This window comes from Streptomyces sp. NPDC008121 (genome assembly GCF_042957155.1).
Taxonomy (GTDB): Bacteria; Actinomycetota; Actinomycetes; order Streptomycetales; family Streptomycetaceae; genus Streptomyces.
The window spans coordinates 305,805-322,513 of record NZ_JBIBHT010000009.1 but is presented as its reverse complement, the minus strand read 5'-3'; the positions used below and the strand labels follow the sequence as shown (position 1 = coordinate 322,513).

The window sequence follows — 16,709 nt, the reverse complement described above, 5'->3', positions numbered from 1 at the left end:
CCTTTCACGTCCGCGCGGCTCCCCAGGCCTCAGGTCCAGCTATCGGACGCTCGTCTCACCCCTGAAGACGCCTTTCGGTCGGGCGATGCCGGTCGGACCCGACCTAGCGTGCGGCCAGGGCCCGCTCGCCCGCCGCCCGCATCGCGGTCAGCGGCGCCGAGGGGACGCCCGTCATCTGCTCGACCTGGAGCACGGCCTGGTGGACGAGGAGGTCGAGACCGCCGACCACCTTGCCGCCGCGCTCCGACCAGGAGGCGGCGAGCGCGGTGGGCCACGGGTCGTAGAGGACGTCGAAGAGCGTGCCGACCGTGGTGGGGACGGCTCCGGCCAGGGCGTCGGTGGTGCCGGCCGGTGTGGTCGCGACGACGAGCGGCGCGGAGAACGCCTGGTCGGCGTCGTCCCAGGCGGCGGTGCGGACGTCGACGCCGAGCCGCTCGCCCCAGCCGCGCATCTCCCGGGCGCGCGCCTCGCTGCGGACGTACGCCGTGACGGGGCCGCCGCAGATCCGGGCGAGGGCGGCCAGGGCCGAGGAGGCGGTGGCGCCCGCGCCGAGGATCGCGGCGGACTCCACCTTCTCGACGCCCCGCTCCCGCAGGGCCGCGATCATGCCGGGGATGTCCGTGTTGTCGCCGAGGCGGCGGCCGTCCTCGGTGAGGACGACCGTGTTCACGGCCTCGACCGAGGCCGCCGTGTCACTGATCCCGTCGAGCAGCGGGATGATCGCCCGCTTCAGCGGCATGGTCAGCGACAGACCCGCCCAGGAGCCGTCCAGGCCGGCGACGAAGCCGGGGAGCCCGGCCTCGTCCACCTCGAAGCGGTCGTACGACCAGTCGTCGAGCCCCAGCGCGGTGTACGCCGCCCGGTGCAGCACCGGGGAGAGCGAGTGGGCGATGGGCGAGCCGAGGACGGCCGCCCGCCGCATTGCGGACATCATTCGCTCCCGGAGGCGTTGAACTTCTCGACGAGCTTGTCGTGCTCGGCGAGGGTCTTGGCGAACTCGGTCTTGCTCATGCCGTCGGTGGCGACGAAGTACATCCAGCCGTCCTTCGTCGGATTGAGGGCGGCCACCAGCGCCTCGGCTCCCGGGTTGCTGATGGGTCCGGGTGTCAGACCCTTCTGCTTGTACGTGTTGTACGGGTCCGGGTTGCTGTTGATCTCGTCGCGGCCGATCTTGATCTTGCTCTGGCCCATGAGGTAGTTGTACGACGAGTCGAACTGCAGGAGCTGGTTGGTCTCGGTGTTCTCGGGGCTCAGCCGGTTGTAGATGACCTCGGCCATCTTGGTGAAGTCGTCGTGCGTCTTGCCCTCGACCTGGACGAGGCTCGCGACCGTGACGAGCTCCCACGGCCCCTTGAGCCCGAGCGCCCGGGACTTGGTCTCCAGGTCGAGCTTGCCGTACTCCTGGCTCGCGCGGGCCACCATCTTGCGCAGGACGTCCTCGGGCTTGTTGCCCTTGGCGACGGGGTAGCTCGCGGGGAAGAGGAAGCCTTCCAGCGGGTCCTTGACGTCCTGGTGGTTCTTGGCCCAGTCCGGCAGGCCGAGGTCGTCCGCCTTCGCCCGGGCGATCTCCTTGGTGGTGCCCGCCGCGAGGTCGAGGCGCTTGTCGATCTGGTCGTAGACCCAGGTGTTCCGCTGTCCCTCGGGGATGACGAAGTTGGCCTGGCTCGCCGGGCTGAGCAGCAGGGCCACGGCGCTCTCCGCCGACATCTCCTTCTTGAGGGTGTAGACGCCGGCCTGGATGCTCAGACCCTTGGGGTTCTTCTGCTGCGCCGAGACGAAGGCGTCGACGCTCTTGACGACCCCGGCCTTCTTGAGGAGGTTGCCGATGTCGTAGCCGCCGGAGCCCGCGGGGATCTCGACCTGGACGGAGCCGCTGCCCTCGCCCGCGTAGTCGGGTGCCGCGCCGAACTGGCCCTGCCAGAACTGGTAGCCGAAGTAGCCGACGCCGCCGACACCGCCCGCGAGGACCAGGGCGACGACGAGGCAGGCCACGCCGTTCTTGCCCTTGCGGCCCTTGTCGCTCTTGCCGCCCTTGCCGCGCCGGTCACGGCCGCCCCGGGAGGAACGGCCGCCGGCCGGCTCCTTCTCGTCGTCCGGGTCGTCGTCGCCGGTGAAGAAGGGGTGCTTCTCCTCCTCCTGGGCCTCCGCCTCCCAGTCGGTCACCGGCTCCGGCGGCGCCTGCCGCCGGCCCGGGGGCTGCGGCGGCGGGTACGCCTCGGGGGTGCCGTAGAGGTCGGGGTCCTGGCCGCCGTACGGATCGGCCGGGGTGGCGCCGTACGGCATGGCCGCCTGGCCCGTCTCCCAGTTGGTGTCGTACTGCTGTGCGGGATACCCGGGCGTGTCGTACCCCTGCGCCTGGCCGCCGTAGGTCTGATCGGCATACCGCTGATCGTCGTACTGCTGGGGCGCCTGCGGGTGCTGGGGGTGCTGCGGCTGCTCGGGGTGGTACGCCTGCTGCTGGTACCGGGGGTCGTAGCCCTGGTCGGCGTGCCCGCCGTGACCGGCCTGGCCACCGCCCTGCACACCGTGCCCCTGTCCGTACAGGTCCTGGTGGCCGTACTGCGCCTGCTGCGGGTACTGCTGCTGGCCTTCCCACCCCTGGTCCCCGTACAGGGGATCCGTGGGGTGCCACGGTTCGGAGCCGGGGCTCCGGCCATACTCAGTCATCGATCCCCAAAACAGCCGCGAGGCGCCCGGACGGTCCGCCCCTCGTAGTGCGGCAGCTGTTCGAACACCGCCGCATCGCGCGGAACGTTACCGTATCGCGATCAGATGACCACTTCGACGCCCTCGCCGGGCGGATTACCTGATACCCGTTCGGACTCAAGAGCGTTCTGGAGGATGATCACAGCGGCGGCCTGATCGATGACGGAACGCCCCTTCTTGGCGTTCACTCCGGAGGCCCGCAGCCCCTGGGTCGCGCTCACGGTCGTCATCCGCTCGTCCACGAGCCGGACCGGCACCGGCGCGATCCCGCGGGCCAGCTCCTGCGCGAACCGACGGACCTTGGCCGCGGCCGGCCCCTCGCCCCCGGAGAGGGAGCGGGGCAGGCCGACCACGATCTCGAGGGGTTCGTACTCCTCGACGAGCAGGCGCAGCCGCCGGTGGGCGGCCGGGACATCGCGTCCGGGCACGGTCTCCACCGGCGTGGCGAGGACCCCGTCGGGGTCGCACGAGGCGACCCCGATCCGGGCGTCCCCGACATCGATCGCGAGACGACGGCCGCGTCGCATCAGGCGTTGTCCCCGACCATGCGCTCGACGGCGTCGATGGCGTCGCCGATGGCGGCGGGGTTCTGGCCGCCGCCCTGGGCGACGTCCGGCTTGCCGCCGCCGCCGCCACCGAGGGTCTTGGCGGCCGTACGGACCAGCTCGCCGGCCTTGAGACCGCGCTCGCGGGCGGCCTCGTTGGTGGCGATGACCGTCAGCGGGCGTCCGTTGGCCGTGGTGAACAGGGCCACGACGGCCGGGCGGTCGCCGGGGATGCGGCCGCGGACGTCGAGGACCAGCCGGCGCAGGTCGTCGGCGGAGGTGCCGTCGGGGACCTGGCCGGTGACCAGGGCGACACCCCGGACGTCCTTGGCGCCGGAGACCAGACCGGCGGCGGCCTGCAGGACCTTCTCCGCGCGGAACTTCTCGATCTCCTTCTCGGCGTCCTTCAGCTTGCCGAGCATGGCGGAGATCTTCTCCGGCAGCTCCTCGGAGCGGCCCTTGACCAGCTCCTGGAGCTGGGCGACGACCGTGTGCTCCTTGGCCAGGAAGTTGTACGCGTCGACGCCGACGAGGGCCTCGACACGGCGCACGCCACTGCCGATCGACGACTCGCCGAGCAGCTTCACCAGGCCCAGCTGGGCGGTGTTGTGGACGTGCGTACCGCCGCACAGCTCCTTGGAGAAGTCGCCGATCGTCACCACGCGGACCCGCTCGCCGTACTTCTCGCCGAACTCGGCAATGGCGCCCTGCCGCTTGGCCTCGTCGATGGACATGACCTCGGCGTGGACGTCGAGTTCCCGGGCGAGGACCTCGTTGATCTTCTGCTCGACGTCGGTGAGGACGGTGCCGGGGACGGCGTTCGGGGAGCCGAAGTCGAAGCGGAAGCGGCCCGGGGAGTTCTCCGAACCGGCCTGGGCGGCCGTCGGGCCGAGGGCGTCGCGGAGCGCCTGGTGCGTGAGGTGAGTGGCGCTGTGGGCGCGGGCGATGGCCCGGCGGCGGCGGATGTCGATCGTGGCGTAGGCCGTGGAGCCGACCGTCACCTCGCCGACCTGCACCGAACCCTTGTGCACGGAGACGCCCGGGACCGGCTGCTGGACGTCGCGGATCTCGACGACGGCGCCGCTGTGCAGCCGGATCCGGCCCTGGTCGGCGAGCTGGCCGCCGCCCTCGGCGTAGAACGGGGTGCGGTCGAGGACGATCTCGACCTCGTCGCCCTCGGTCGCGGCGGGCGACGGCACGCCGTTGACCAGCAGACCGACGACGGTGGTCTCGCCCTCGGTGTTGGTGTAGCCGGTGAACTCGGTGGCGCCGTTGCTGTCGGCGATCTCGCGGTAGGCGGTGACGTCGGCGTGGCCGGTCTTCTTGGCCTTGGCGTCGGCCTTGGCGCGCTCGCGCTGCTCCTGCATCAGGCGGCGGAAGCCGGTCTCGTCCACGGAGAGGCCCTGCTCGGCGGCCATCTCCAGGGTGAGGTCGATCGGGAAGCCCCAGGTGTCGTGGAGCAGGAACGCCTTGTCGCCGGCGAGGACGGTGCCGCCGGCGGCCTTGGTCTCCGTCACGGCGGTGTCGAGGATGTTGGTGCCGCCCTTGAGGGCCTTGAGGAACGCGGCCTCCTCGGCGAGGGCGACGGTCTCGATGCGCTTGCGGTCGGTGACCAGCTCCGGGTACTGCTCGCCCATCGTGTCGATCACGACGTCGACGAGCTCCTGGACGACCGGTCCGGTGGCGCCCAGCAGGCGCATGTTGCGGACGGCGCGGCGCATGATGCGGCGCAGGACGTAGCCGCGGCCCTCGTTGCCGGGGGTGACACCGTCACCGATGAGCATCACGGAGGTCCGCATGTGGTCGGCCACCACGCGCAGCGAGACGTCGCTGTCGTGGGCCTTGCCGTAGGCGACACCGGTGAGTTCGGTGGCCTTGTCGATGACGACCTTGAGGGTGTCGGTCTCGTACATGTTCTGCACGCCCTGGAGGATCATCGCCAGGCGCTCGAGACCGAGGCCGGTGTCGATGTTCTTCGAGGGGAGGTCGCCGAGGATCTCGAAGTCCTCCTTGGAGGTGCCCTCGCCGCGCTCGTACTGCATGAAGACCAGGTTCCAGATCTCCACGTACCGCTCATCGTTGACGGCCGGGCCGCCCTCGGCGCCGAACTCGGGGCCGCGGTCGTAGTTGATCTCCGAGCACGGGCCACAGGGGCCGGGAACGCCCATCGACCAGTAGTTGTCCTTCTTGCCGAGGCGCTGGATGCGCTCGGCCGGGACGCCGACGACGTCGCGCCAGATCTGCTCGGCCTCGTCGTCCTCCTGGTAGACGGTGATCCAGAGCTTCTCCGGCTCCAGCCCGTAGCCGCCGTGCTCCACCCCGCTGGTCAGCAGCTCCCAGGCGAGCTTGATGGCGCCTTCCTTGAAGTAGTCGCCGAAGGAGAAGTTGCCGCACATCTGGAAGAACGTGCCGTGGCGGGTGGTCTTGCCGACCTCTTCGATGTCCGGCGTGCGCACGCACTTCTGCACGCTGGAGGCGCGCGGGAACGGCGGCTTGACCTCGCCCAGGAAGTAGGGCTTGAAGGGCACCATGCCGGCGGGGACGAGCAGCAGAGTCGGGTCGTCCGCGATGAGCGACGCCGAAGGGACGACGGTGTGACCGCGCTCCTCGAAGAAGCTCAGCCAGCGGCGGCGGATTTCAGCCGACTCCATCAGTGGTCCTCATTCCGGTTGTACGGGATCGTGGGATGCGCGTGCGTGTGCTTGGTCGGGTGCGCCGTCGGCGCGGTCGGGTCGAGCGCCGCCCTGCGGCGCGGCCCGGGGAGTTCGCGGTCGTGGTCCACCGGCGCCTCGATGCCGAGCGCCTCGCCCAGTTCGGCTTCCCGCTGGACCATGCCGGCCCTGACGTCGAGGGCGAAGTCCTTGAGCTTGTGGCCGGTCTCGATCGCCTTGTTCGCGGCCTGCGCGGCGAGGCTCTCGGGGGTCAGCTGCTTGAGCTTCCGGTTGACCTTGGTGGTGGCCCAGACGCCGGCTGCGGCGCCGGCGGTGAACCAGAACGTACGGCGGAACATCTCGGGTCAGCCCTTCTGCTTCCGGCGCCTGGCGGACGGGACGGCGCGGCCGATGATCACGGTGCGGCGGGAGCGCGGCTCGGGTGCCGGGGGCGCGTCCTCGCGGCCGCGGCCGAGGGCCTTGCGGACGCCGTAGCCGAAGGCCGCGACCTTGACGAGCGGACCGCCGAAGGTGGAGGCGACGGTGGAGGAGAGCGCCGAGGCGTTGGAGGTGACCTCCTGGACGTCCGATGCGATCGCGTCGACCCGGTCGAGCTGGGTCTGCGCGGACCGGACGGTCGCCGAGGCGTCGGCGAGCAACGGCACGGCCTGCTCGGTCACGTCCGCCACGAGCTTGGTGGTCGCCTTGAGCGTCTGCGCCAGTCTCACCAGCACCACGGCGAGGAAGGAGACGAGGATCGCCCAGAACACGGCCACCAGGATCCCGGCAACCTCTCCACCGGTCACTCCGCACCGCTCCCTGCTGTCGTCGGGGCCTTGTATGTCGTCGGGGCCTTGCGAAAAGTCGTTCTCCGACCCTATCGCGCCCGCGGTCTTTCCCCGTACCGGATTCGGCGCCGCGGGACGCGGACCCGCCCGATCCGATTGTACGGAGTGCTGCCGGGTGAGTACGCTCCGTGTCCCATGCGAAGGAGCAATCTCCCGGCGGAGTTGAACCGGTTCGTCGGACGGGCCGGCGAGCGGGACGAACTGGCCCGGCTCCTGGCGGAGTTCCGACTGGTCACGGTCGTCGGGGTGGGGGGTGTCGGCAAGACCCGGCTGGCGCTGCGGGCCGCGTCGGCCGAGCAGAAACGCTACGCCGACGGGGCGTGGCTCGTCGAGCTGGCGGCGCTGCGCGACCCGGAGCTGGTGGACCACGCCGTCGTGGAGGCGCTGGGCCTGACCGATCACACCGTGCGGGCCCCGCGGGAGGTGCTGGTCGAGCACCTGGCGGAGCGCCGGCTGCTGCTCGTCCTGGACGGCTTCGAGCACCTCGTCGAGGAATGCGCGCTGCTGGTACGGGAGTTGCTGCTGTGTTCCCCCGGCCTGACCGTCCTCGCGGCGGGCCGGCGTCCGCTGCGGGTGGAGGGCGAGGCCGTCCTGAGCCTGGCGCCGATGGGTGTCGCGGACGCGGTGGCCCTCTTCGGGGAGCGGGCGGCGGCCGGTGGCGGGGGGCCGGCCCCGGGGGCGCCCGGCGACCGGGGCGCCGTCCGGGAGGTGTGCCGGCGGCTCGACGGGATTCCGCTGGCGCTGGAGCTGGCGGCGGCCAGGATGCCGCTGCTCACGGTGGAGCAGGTGCTGCACCGGCTGGACGACCGCTTCCGGCTGCTGTCGGTGGGGGCGCGCGGCGCGCTGCCGCGTCATCAGACGCTGCGTACGGCGATCGGCTGGAGCCATGAGCTGTGCACGCCCGAGGAGCGGCTGCTGTGGGCGCGGCTGTCGGTCTTCGCCGGGCCGTTCGACCTGGAGGCGGTGGAGTACGTCTGCGGCGGGCCCGAGCTGGCGCCGGAGCGGGTCCTCGACGTGTTGGGCGGTCTGCTGGCCCAGTCCCTCCTGACCCGCGAGGACGGCCCGGCGGGCCCGCGCTACCGCATGCTGGACACGGTCGCCGCGTACGGGGCGGAGTGGCTGGGGGCGCTGGGGGACACCGAGCGGATGCGCCGGCGGCACCGGGACTGGTACATGGGGCTCGCCACCTGGTGCGAGCTGGAGTGGTTCAGTCCGCGCCAGGCCGAGGTGGCGGCGAGCACGGAGGCGTCGCTGCCCAATCTGCGGGCGGCCCTCGAGCTGTGTCTGGAGCTGCCGGGCGAGGCGCATCTGGCGCGGCACCTGGCGGGGACGCTCTGGTTCTACTGGGTGGGGTGCGGGCGCCTGTCGGAGGGGCGGCACTGGCTGGACCGGGCGCTGGCGCTGGATCCGGAGCACTCCGAGCCGCCGGGTGCCCGGCTGAAGGCGCTGTGGGTGCTCGGCTATGTGGCGATCCTGCAGGGGGACGCCACGGCGGCGGTGGCGGCGCTGCACGAGTGCGGCGAGCGGGCCCGGCGTACGGGCGACGCGCTGGCGGAGGCGTACGCGACGCACCGGATGGGCTGTCTGGCGCTGCTCACGGACGACATGGTCCGGGCGGAGGAGCTGATCGGCCGGGCCCTGCGGGCGTACCGGCGGCTCGGCGAGCTGAACAGCAGCGTGCTGATGGCGCAGGTCGAGCTGGCGATGGCGCGGATCTTCCAGGGCGATCTGGAGGGGGCGGTCGCGCTCTGCGTGGAGGTCCGGGAGATCTGCGAGGAGCGCGGGGAGCGCTGGACGCGGGCGTACGCCCTCTATGTGCTGGCGTACGCGGCCTGGACGCGGGGCGCCCACGGGGAGGCGCGGACGCTGCTCGGCGAGTGCATCACCATCGACCACGCGTTCCACGATCTGGTGGGGCTGGTCCTCGCGATCGAGCTGCTGGCGCTGGTGACGGCGAGCGAGGGCGATCCGGAGGAGGCGGCGGTGCTGCAGGGGGCGACCCTGCCTGTGTGGGACGCGGTGGGGCTGCGGACCTTCGGTTCGGGGGCGTTCGGCACGCCGCGCGCGCTGTGCGAGCGGCAGGCCGGCGAACTGCTGGGCGCGGAGCGGTACGGGGCGTCGGTACGGGAGGGCCGGGGGCTCTCGCTGGAGGCGGCGGTGGCCCGGGCGCTCGCGGAGCGCCGGAATCCGGCGGCCGGTCCCGCGAGGACGGGGAAGGCTCCCCGGGCGCAGCGCCGGTGTCTGCCGGGAATGCGGAAGCCCGCCGGCTCCCCCACCCGGAAGGGCGGGGAGACGGCGGGCTGAGAACCGCGGGGTGCGCGGTACTACGGCCGCTGGATCAGCGGGCGTAGTACTCGACGACCAGCTGCTCGTCGCAGATGACCGGGATTTCCTTGCGGTTCGGGTCGCGGTCGAGGCGGAAGGCCAGGGCCTTCAGGTTGACCTGCAGGTAACGCGGGGTCTCACCGTCGGCGGCGAAGCCACCCTCGCGGGCCACCTGGAACAGGGGCTTCTCGCGGGAGCGCTCGCGGACCATCACGACGTCGTCGGGACGGACACGGAACGACGGCTTGTCGACCTTGGTGCCGTTGACCTGGATGTGACCGTGCACGACCATCTGGCGGGCCTGGTAGATGGTGCGGGCGATGCCCGAACGCAGGACCAGGGCGTCGAGGCGACGCTCGAGCTCGACGACCAGCGCCTCACCCGTCTTGCCCTCGGCCTTCTTGGCGCGGTCGTAGGCGCGCGCCATCTGGCGCTCGCTGATGTCGTACTGGGCGCGCAGACGCTGCTTCTCGAGCAGACGGACCTTGTAGTCCGAGTTCTGCTTGCGGCCACGGCCGTGCTCGCCCGGCGGGTAGGGGCGGGCCTCGAAGTACTTGACGGCCTTCGGCGTCAGCGCGATACCGAGCGCACGCGACTTCTTGACCTTGGGACGGGACTGGTTCGGCATGAACCAACCTCTCTATCTGTACGAATACGGCTTCACCAGGGTTAGAGGAGGTCGCATCCGCAGCCGGGGAAACCCGTCCGGTCCCTGAGGACCTGTCGGGCAGCCGCTCCCTGGTCTGGGCACGTACGTGCAGCACGCGAACGGCCCATCGCCTTGTCCCGGGGGTCCGGGGAGGTGATGGGTTGCCCGCGACACCTTCGAAGGTGCGCGACGCTCCTGGAGATCCCGCCGGGGCGGGGCTCCGGCTGCATGTCCCGTTCTGGTGGCGCCGGCCGAAGCCGGACACGGGACGCAGCACTCCGCACGAGTGTACCGGGTCGGGCGGGGGCCCGTGCACGCGCCCGGGGCCGGAGGCGTGCTGCCGTCAGCCGTCGCCCCGGAGGCGGTCGCGGACCTTCTCCACCACGTCCGCGTACCGCGCCTCGGCGCCGTACCTCGTCGGTTCGTAGTAGCGCTTGCCGTGCACCGCGTCGGGGGCGTACTGCTGGGCCGCGATGCCGCCGGGGACGTCGTGCGGATAGACGTATCCCTGGGCGTGGCCGAGCTTGGCCGCGCCCTTGTAGTGCCCGTCGCGCAGGTGGGCCGGGACCGGGCCGGCCAGGCCGTTGCGCACGTCCGCCTGGGCGGCGGAGATCGCGAGCGTCGCCGCGTTCGACTTGGGGGCCAGGGCGAGGGCGATCGTCGCGTGGGACAGGGTCAGCGCGGCCTCGGGGAAACCGATCATGGCCACGGCCTGGGCGGCCGCCACGGCCGTCGGCAGGGCGGTCGGATCGGCGAGGCCGATGTCCTCGCTGGCCGAGATCATCAGACGCCGGGCGATGAACCGGGGGTCCTCCCCCGCCTCGATCATGCGCGCCAGATAGTGCAGGGCCGCGTCCACGTCCGAGCCCCGGATCGACTTGATCAGCGCGCTCGCGACGTCGTAGTGCTGGTCGCCGTCCCGGTCGTACGTCACCGCCGCGCGGTCGACGGTCTCCTCGACCGTCCGCAGGGTGATCTCCTGCTCGCCCTTGGCGAGGGCCGCGCCCGCGGCCGCCTCCAGCGCGGTCAGCGCCCGGCGCGCGTCCCCTCCGGCGATCCGCAGCAGGTGCGCCTCGGCGTCCTCGGGCAGGGTGACCGCTCCGCCGAGTCCCCGCTCCTCGGTCAGGGCGCGGGCGAGGAGGTCGCGCAGGTCCTCGTCGGTGAGCGGTTCGAGCGTGAGCAGCAGCGACCGGGAGAGCAGCGGGGAGATGATCGAGAAGTACGGATTCTCCGTCGTCGCGGCGATCAGCGTCACCCAGCGGTTCTCCACCGCGGGGAGCAGCGAGTCCTGCTGGGCCTTGGAGAAGCGGTGGATCTCGTCGAGGAAGAGGACGGTCTCCTTGCCGTAGCCGCCGACCGCGCGGCGGGCCCCCTCGATGACCGCCCGGACCTCCTTGACGCCCGCGGTGATCGCGGACAGCTCCACGAAGCGCTTGTTGGTCGCCTTGGAGACGACGTACGCGAGGGTGGTCTTGCCGATGCCGGGCGGGCCCCAGAGGATGACCGACGAGGCGCCGGCGGGCCCTCCGTCGCCCTCGCCCACCAGGCGGCGCAGCGGGGCCCCCGGCTTGAGCAGGTGGCGCTGGCCGAGGACCTCGTCGAGGACGCGCGGGCGCATCCGGACGGCCAGGGGGCTGCTGGACGGGTCCTTCTCCTGGCGTTCTTCGGCTGCTGCGGTAAAGAGGTCGGGCTCCACGTCATGAAGCCTAGGTCACGCCACTGACAACGCCGTCGGGGCGGCCCGCGACGGGGCGGGAACCGCCCGTCGGCGCCTCCCGCGGCGGGGCGGTCAGCTGGTCCAGAAGTCCCACCAGCGCGTCAGGATCAGCATGCCGATGATCCCGATGTGCAGGACGGGCAGCACCCAGGTGAACTCGGCGAAGAAGGTCCGCAGGCCGCCGGGGGCGGGGATGACGCCCTGGCGGACGTTGTGCGAGGTCACGTACCAGAACATGACGATGGTGGCGACCCAGGCGAGGCAGCACCACAGGCACAGGGAGTTGATCTCGTACAGCGACTGGTACATCAGCCAGGTGCAGAACCCGACGCCGAAGAGGGTGCCGGCGTTCAGGCCGAGCCAGTACCAGCGGCGGTAGCGGGCACCCGCGAGGAGGGCGAGGCCGATCGCGACGACCATGGCGTAGGTGACGAGGCCCAGCATGGGGTTGGGGAAGCCGAAGACCGACGCCTGGTCGCTCTTCATGATGTTGCCGCAGGAGACGATCGGGTTGAGGCTGCAGCCCGGCGTGAAGTTCGGGTCCTCCAGCAGCTTGAACTTGTCGATCGTGATGACCCAGGCGGCGAGCACCCCGGCCGCGCCGGTGATCACCAGCATCCAGGCGAAGGCCCGGCTCGCGCCGATCGTGCCGCCGTCGCGCTCCACCTTGGCTGTCGTCATATCGCCGTTTCCGTCGTTTCGCTGGGCTGGGGCAAGGTCATTCTGCCGCACGAGGACCCGTACACGCCGTTCGGTGGACATAAGTGCGAGCAGGCCGTACGGGAGAGGGGCCTCGGCCGCTCCCCCGCGGTCCGGGCCCCTCTCCGTGTGCGTCCGCCTCCGGGTCAGGCCGACTTGGCGCGGAGCTCCTCGACCACCCTGTCCAGGGCGATGGGCTCCTGCTCGCCGGTCTCCATGTCCTTGAGCTGGACGAGGCCCTCGGCGAGGTCCCGCTCGCCGGCGACGAGGGCGTAACGGGCGCCGGACCGGTGGGCGTTCTTCATGTGGCTCTTCAGGCTCTTCGCGCCGTAGCCGAAGTCCGTCGCCACGCCCGCCTTGCGCAGCTCGGTGACGAGGCCGAACAGCACGCGGCGCGCCTCCTCGCCGAGCGGGACGGCGAAGACGCTGGTGGCCGGCGGGATGTCCAGCTCGATGCCCTCGGCCTCCAGGGCGAGGACCGTGCGGTCCACGCCGAGGGCCCAGCCGACGGAGGGGAGCGCGGGGCCGCCGATCATCTCGGAGAGGCCGTCGTAGCGTCCGCCGCCACCGACCGCGGACTGCGAGCCGAGGCCGTCGTGGACGAACTCGAAGGTGGTCCGGGTGTAGTAGTCGAGGCCGCGGACCAGCTTCTCGTCGTCCTCGAAGGCCACGCCGGCCGCCGTGAGCAGCGCGCGCACCTCGGAGTGGTAGGCCTTGCAGGCGTCGCAGAGGTGGTCGGCGAGCGAGGGCGCCCCGACGAGCTGCTTCTGGACCTCCGCCCGCTTGTCGTCGAGGACGCGCAGCGGGTTGATCTCGATGCGGCGGCGGGTCTCCTCGTCGAGGTCGAGGCCGCGCAGGAAGCCCTGGAGCACCTCGCGGTAGACGGGGCGGCACTCCTTGTCGCCCAGGGAGTTCAGCAGGATGCGGAAGTTCCGCAGGCCGAGCGAGCGGTACGCCTGGTCGGCCAGGATGATCAGCTCGGCGTCGAGCGCCGGGTCCTCGGCTCCGATGGCCTCGGCGCCGACCTGCGAGAAGTGGCGGTAGCGGCCCTTCTGCGGGCGCTCGTAGCGGTAGTACGAGCCGGAGTACCAGAGCTTGACGGGCAGGTTGCCCTGCTTGTGGAGGCTGGCCTCCAGGGCCGCGCGCAGTACGGAGGCGGTGCCCTCGGGGCGGAGCGCCAGCTCGGAGCCGCCCTTGGTGGTGAGGGTGTACATCTCCTTGGTGACGATGTCGGTCGACTCGCCGACACCGCGCGCGAAGAGGTTGACGTCCTCGAAGCCGGGCGTCTCGACGTAGCCGTAGCCGGACCGGCGCAGGGGGCCGGAGATGGCGTCGCGGACCGCCAGGTAGGTGGCGGAGTACGGCGGGATCAGGTCGAAGGTGCCCTTGGGGGCCTTGAAGGTGCTCACGTAGATCTCGTCACATTCCTCGTCGGGGAGCCTTCGTGCTCCCGAGGCCGGCGGCCACGTCCCGTAGGTACGGGTTGGTGGCGCGCTCCTGGCCGATGGTCGTCTGGGGACCGTGTCCCGACAGCACCACGGTCGAGTTGTCGAGGGGCAGGCACACGCGGGCCAGCGATTCGAGCATCTCGTCCATGTCACCACCGGGCAGGTCGGTGCGTCCGATGGAGCCGGCGAAGAGCAGATCGCCCGAGAAGAACACGGAGGGGATCTCCGTGGTCTGCGGCATCTGGAAGGTCACCGACCCCTTGGTATGGCCGGGCGCGTGGGCGACGGAGAACCGCATGCCGGCGAGGTCCAGCGCGGCGCCGTCGCTCAGCTCGTGCACGTCGTCCGGCTCGCCCACGGTCAGCTCGCCCATGAGGGGCATCCCGATGGAGCGGCCGAGGGCCTTCTCCGGGTCGCTCATCATGTAGCGGTCGGCGGGATGGATCCACGCGGGGACGTCATGGGCGCCGCAGACGGGGACGACGGAGGCGACGTGGTCGATGTGGCCGTGGGTGAGGACCACCGCGACCGGCTTCAGCCGGTGCTTCTTCAGCGTCTCCTCGACTCCCTGGGCGGCCTGGTGGCCGGGGTCGATGATCACGCACTCCTCGCCCGCTGCGGGGGCGACCAGATAGCAATTGGTCCCCCAGGCCCCGGCGGGGAACCCGGCAATCAGCACGATCGTCCTTAATTGTCGTCCGGCACAGGGTGCGACGGGGCGGAAGCGGCAGATCAGAGCCTACCGGCGCTGCGTATTCCACAGCCAACCCGTATACGGTACGGGCACATCCGGCCAGGACTGGAACAGACGACCTACAAGGAGCAGACCCGGTGGTCAGCAGCGATCAGCGGCGGCGGCAGCTCGCCCGGGAGAAGTACGTGCGCCAGCAGCAGCGGCGCCAGGAGCAGCAGAAGGCGCGGCGCCGCAACACCGTCATCGCGGCCGCCCTCGCCGTGGTGCTGGCCGCCGGCGGTGCGGTGTACGCCTCGGTCGCGCTGACGGACGGGGAGAAGAAGGGCGGGGACAGCGCGGCGCCCGGCGACACCACCCCGACGCCCTCGCAGAGCGAGTCGCAGGCGCCCGAGCCGGCCCTGGCCATCGAGAAGAAGGGCACGTACACGATGGCCCTGAACACGAATCAGGGCAACGTCTCGATCACGATGGACGCGGCGAAGACCCCGCGGACGGTGAACTCCTTCAAGCACCTCGCGGACAAGAAGTACTTCGACGGCTCGAAGTGCCACCGGCTCACCACGGACGGCATCTTCGTCCTGCAGTGCGGCGACCCGAAGGGCGACGGCACCGGCGGCCCGGGCTACAACATCCCGGACGAGAACCTGACCGCGCTGGGCAAGGCGGGCGCGGGCGGCACGGTGACGTTCCCCGCCGGGACCGTCGCCATGGCCAACACCGGTCAGCCGGGCACCGGCGGCAGCCAGTTCTTCCTGGTCTACAAGGACACCAAGCTGCCGCCCACCTACACCCCCTTCGGCACGATGGACGCGGCCGGTCTGAAGGTGGTCGAGGAGGTCGCGAAGGGCGGCGTCGAGGGCGGCGCCAAGGACGGCGCCCCGAAGAAGCCGGTCACCATCGCGAAGGCCACCGTCACCAAGGAGTGACGCGGGAGGGACAGTGGGCGCGAGCCTCGGCGTGACCATCCGATTTCGGTCGCGCGGAGTGCGGACAGCCGGGCGACCGGTCGCCTAGATTGGCGTTGTGCAGGGCGGGCGCTGCCCGCCCCCGGAAACTGTGGACGATGCCCAGGGGGCACAACCCCCTCGTCGGCATCATGTGGAGGAGGCGCTGTGAGCAGCGACCCGTGGGGCCGCGTCGACGAGACGGGCACCGTGTACGTGCGTACTGCCGAGGGCGAGAAGGTCGTCGGATCGTGGCAGGCCGGTACTCCCGAGGAGGCACTGGCCTACTTCGAGCGCAAGTACGAGGGCTTGGTGGTCGAGATCGGCCTCCTCGAGAAGCGGGTGAGGACGACCGACCTCTCCGCCAAGGACGCGACGACCGCGATCGATCACATCCGTCAGCAGGTGGACGAGCATCACGCCGTCGGCGACCTCGCCGCGCTGGGTGCCCGGCTGGACAAGCTGGTGGAGACGGTCGAGTCGCGCCGCGAGGAGCGCAAGGCCCAGAAGGCCAAGCAGACCGACGAGGCGCGCGGCGCCAAGGAGGCTCTGGTCAAGGAGGCCGAGGAGCTGGCGCAGAGCGAGCAGTGGCGCTCCGCCGGTGAGCGGCTGCGGGCCCTCGTCGACACCTGGAAGGGCCTGCCGCGGCTCGACCGGAAGTCCGACGACGAGCTGTGGCACCGCTTCTCGCACGCCCGCTCGGCGTTCTCCAAGCGCCGCAAGGCGCACTTCGCCTCGCTGGACGCGCAGCGCGAGGAGGCCCGCAAGGCCAAGGAGAAGCTGGTCGCGGAGGCCGAGTCGCTCTCGAACTCCAACGACTGGGGCGGCACGGCCGCCCGGTACCGCGAGCTGATGACGGAGTGGAAGGCGGCGGGCCGCGCCCAGCGCGAGCACGAGGACGACCTGTGGAACCGCTTCCGCGGTGCCCAGGACGTCTTCTTCGCGGCGCGCGGCGAGGTCTTCGCCGAGCGGGACGCGGAGCAGACCGAGAACCTCAAGCTCAAGGAGGAGCTCGCGACCGAGGCCGAGAAGCTGGTGCCGGTGACGGACCTGAAAGCGGCCCGTGCCGCCTTCCGCTCCCTCAACGAGCGCTGGGAGGCCATCGGCCATGTGCCGCGCGACGCCCGGCCCAAGGTCGAGGGCCGGATGCACGCGGTGGAGCGGGCGATCGGCGAGGCCGAGGAGACGGAGTGGCGCCGGACGAACCCGGAGGCACGCGCGCGTGCCGCGGGCCTGACCGGTCAGCTGCAGGACGCGGTCGACAAGCTGCAGAAGCAGATCGACGCGGCCCGCGCGGCGGGCAACGACGCCAAGGCCGACAAGCTGGGGCGTGAGCTGGAGGGCCGTCAGGCCCTGCTCGACCAGGCGCTGAAGGGCCTGCACGAGTTCGGCGGCTGAGACCACGGCCGCCCGCGTACGGCGAAGGGCCCCGACACCTGAAGAGGTGTCGGGGCCCTTCGCCGTACGGTACGGGCCCGGAGGG

At 71.5% G+C, this 16,709-nt stretch carries 14 protein-coding genes; 3 read left to right on the top strand and 11 right to left on the bottom strand.

What is annotated here, in order from left to right:
- Positions 1 to 103 precede the first annotated feature (103 nt).
- From ACFZBD_RS28890 to ACFZBD_RS28865, 6 genes are all read right to left on the bottom strand, one after another.
- The gene (locus ACFZBD_RS28890) at positions 104 to 931 is read right to left on the bottom strand and encodes a shikimate dehydrogenase (protein ID WP_391145074.1); all 828 of its coding nucleotides are present in this window, start codon (positions 929 to 931) and stop codon (positions 104 to 106) included.
- On the bottom strand, positions 931 to 2,667 hold the full coding sequence (gene mltG, locus ACFZBD_RS28885) for an endolytic transglycosylase MltG (RefSeq protein ID WP_391145070.1): 1,737 nt from the start codon (positions 2,665 to 2,667) through the stop codon (positions 931 to 933). The genes ACFZBD_RS28890 and mltG overlap by 1 nt, the downstream gene beginning before the upstream one ends.
- A gap of 101 nt (positions 2,668 to 2,768) precedes the next feature.
- The gene (ruvX, locus tag ACFZBD_RS28880; RefSeq protein WP_391145068.1) at positions 2,769 to 3,233 is read right to left on the bottom strand and encodes a Holliday junction resolvase RuvX; all 465 of its coding nucleotides are present in this window, start codon (positions 3,231 to 3,233) and stop codon (positions 2,769 to 2,771) included.
- Positions 3,233 to 5,902: an alanine--tRNA ligase gene (gene alaS, locus ACFZBD_RS28875; RefSeq protein ID WP_391145067.1), complete on the bottom strand. Its 2,670-nt coding sequence runs from the start codon at positions 5,900 to 5,902 to the stop codon at positions 3,233 to 3,235. Before alaS ends, ruvX begins: the two co-directional genes overlap by 1 nt.
- Complete coding sequence (locus ACFZBD_RS28870) at positions 5,902 to 6,261, bottom strand: DUF6167 family protein (protein WP_391145065.1); 360 nt, start codon at positions 6,259 to 6,261, stop codon at positions 5,902 to 5,904. Before ACFZBD_RS28870 ends, alaS begins: the two co-directional genes overlap by 1 nt.
- A 6-nt stretch (positions 6,262 to 6,267) precedes the next feature.
- On the bottom strand, positions 6,268 to 6,708 hold the full coding sequence (locus ACFZBD_RS28865; RefSeq protein ID WP_391145062.1) for a DUF948 domain-containing protein: 441 nt from the start codon (positions 6,706 to 6,708) through the stop codon (positions 6,268 to 6,270).
- Between the two features lie 177 nt (positions 6,709 to 6,885).
- Between ACFZBD_RS28865 and ACFZBD_RS28860 the strand changes: the two genes are divergently transcribed.
- On the top strand, positions 6,886 to 9,054 hold the full coding sequence (locus ACFZBD_RS28860) for an AAA family ATPase (RefSeq protein ID WP_391145059.1): 2,169 nt from the start codon (positions 6,886 to 6,888) through the stop codon (positions 9,052 to 9,054).
- 34 nt (positions 9,055 to 9,088) lie between these two features.
- On the opposite strand, the gene rpsD is transcribed toward ACFZBD_RS28860, so the two are convergent.
- The 5 genes from rpsD to ACFZBD_RS28835 all read right to left on the bottom strand — a co-directional run bounded on the left by rpsD (position 9,089) and on the right by ACFZBD_RS28835 (position 14,267).
- A complete protein-coding gene (rpsD, locus tag ACFZBD_RS28855) occupies positions 9,089 to 9,703 on the bottom strand; it encodes a 30S ribosomal protein S4 (protein ID WP_365721216.1) in 615 nt (204 codons plus the stop codon).
- 364 nt (positions 9,704 to 10,067) lie between these two features.
- On the bottom strand, positions 10,068 to 11,420 hold the full coding sequence (locus tag ACFZBD_RS28850; RefSeq protein ID WP_391145055.1) for an AAA family ATPase: 1,353 nt from the start codon (positions 11,418 to 11,420) through the stop codon (positions 10,068 to 10,070).
- Between the two features lie 93 nt (positions 11,421 to 11,513).
- A complete protein-coding gene (locus ACFZBD_RS28845; protein ID WP_391145053.1) occupies positions 11,514 to 12,122 on the bottom strand; it encodes a vitamin K epoxide reductase family protein in 609 nt (202 codons plus the stop codon).
- A 164-nt stretch (positions 12,123 to 12,286) separates the two neighbouring features.
- Entirely contained in the window at positions 12,287 to 13,549 is a 1,263-nt protein-coding gene (gene hisS, locus ACFZBD_RS28840; protein ID WP_391145051.1) for a histidine--tRNA ligase, read from the bottom strand.
- 10 nt (positions 13,550 to 13,559) lie between these two features.
- Positions 13,560 to 14,267 (bottom strand): MBL fold metallo-hydrolase, encoded by a 708-nt coding sequence (locus tag ACFZBD_RS28835; RefSeq protein WP_391145047.1) that lies wholly within the window; start codon positions 14,265 to 14,267, stop codon positions 13,560 to 13,562.
- 152 nt (positions 14,268 to 14,419) lie between these two features.
- Between ACFZBD_RS28835 and ACFZBD_RS28830 the strand changes: the two genes are divergently transcribed.
- Positions 14,420 to 15,208 (top strand): peptidylprolyl isomerase, encoded by a 789-nt coding sequence (locus tag ACFZBD_RS28830; protein WP_391145045.1) that lies wholly within the window; start codon positions 14,420 to 14,422, stop codon positions 15,206 to 15,208.
- A 186-nt stretch (positions 15,209 to 15,394) separates the two neighbouring features.
- Positions 15,395 to 16,624: a DUF349 domain-containing protein gene (locus ACFZBD_RS28825; RefSeq protein WP_391145043.1), complete on the top strand. Its 1,230-nt coding sequence runs from the start codon at positions 15,395 to 15,397 to the stop codon at positions 16,622 to 16,624.
- Positions 16,625 to 16,709 lie beyond the last annotated feature (85 nt).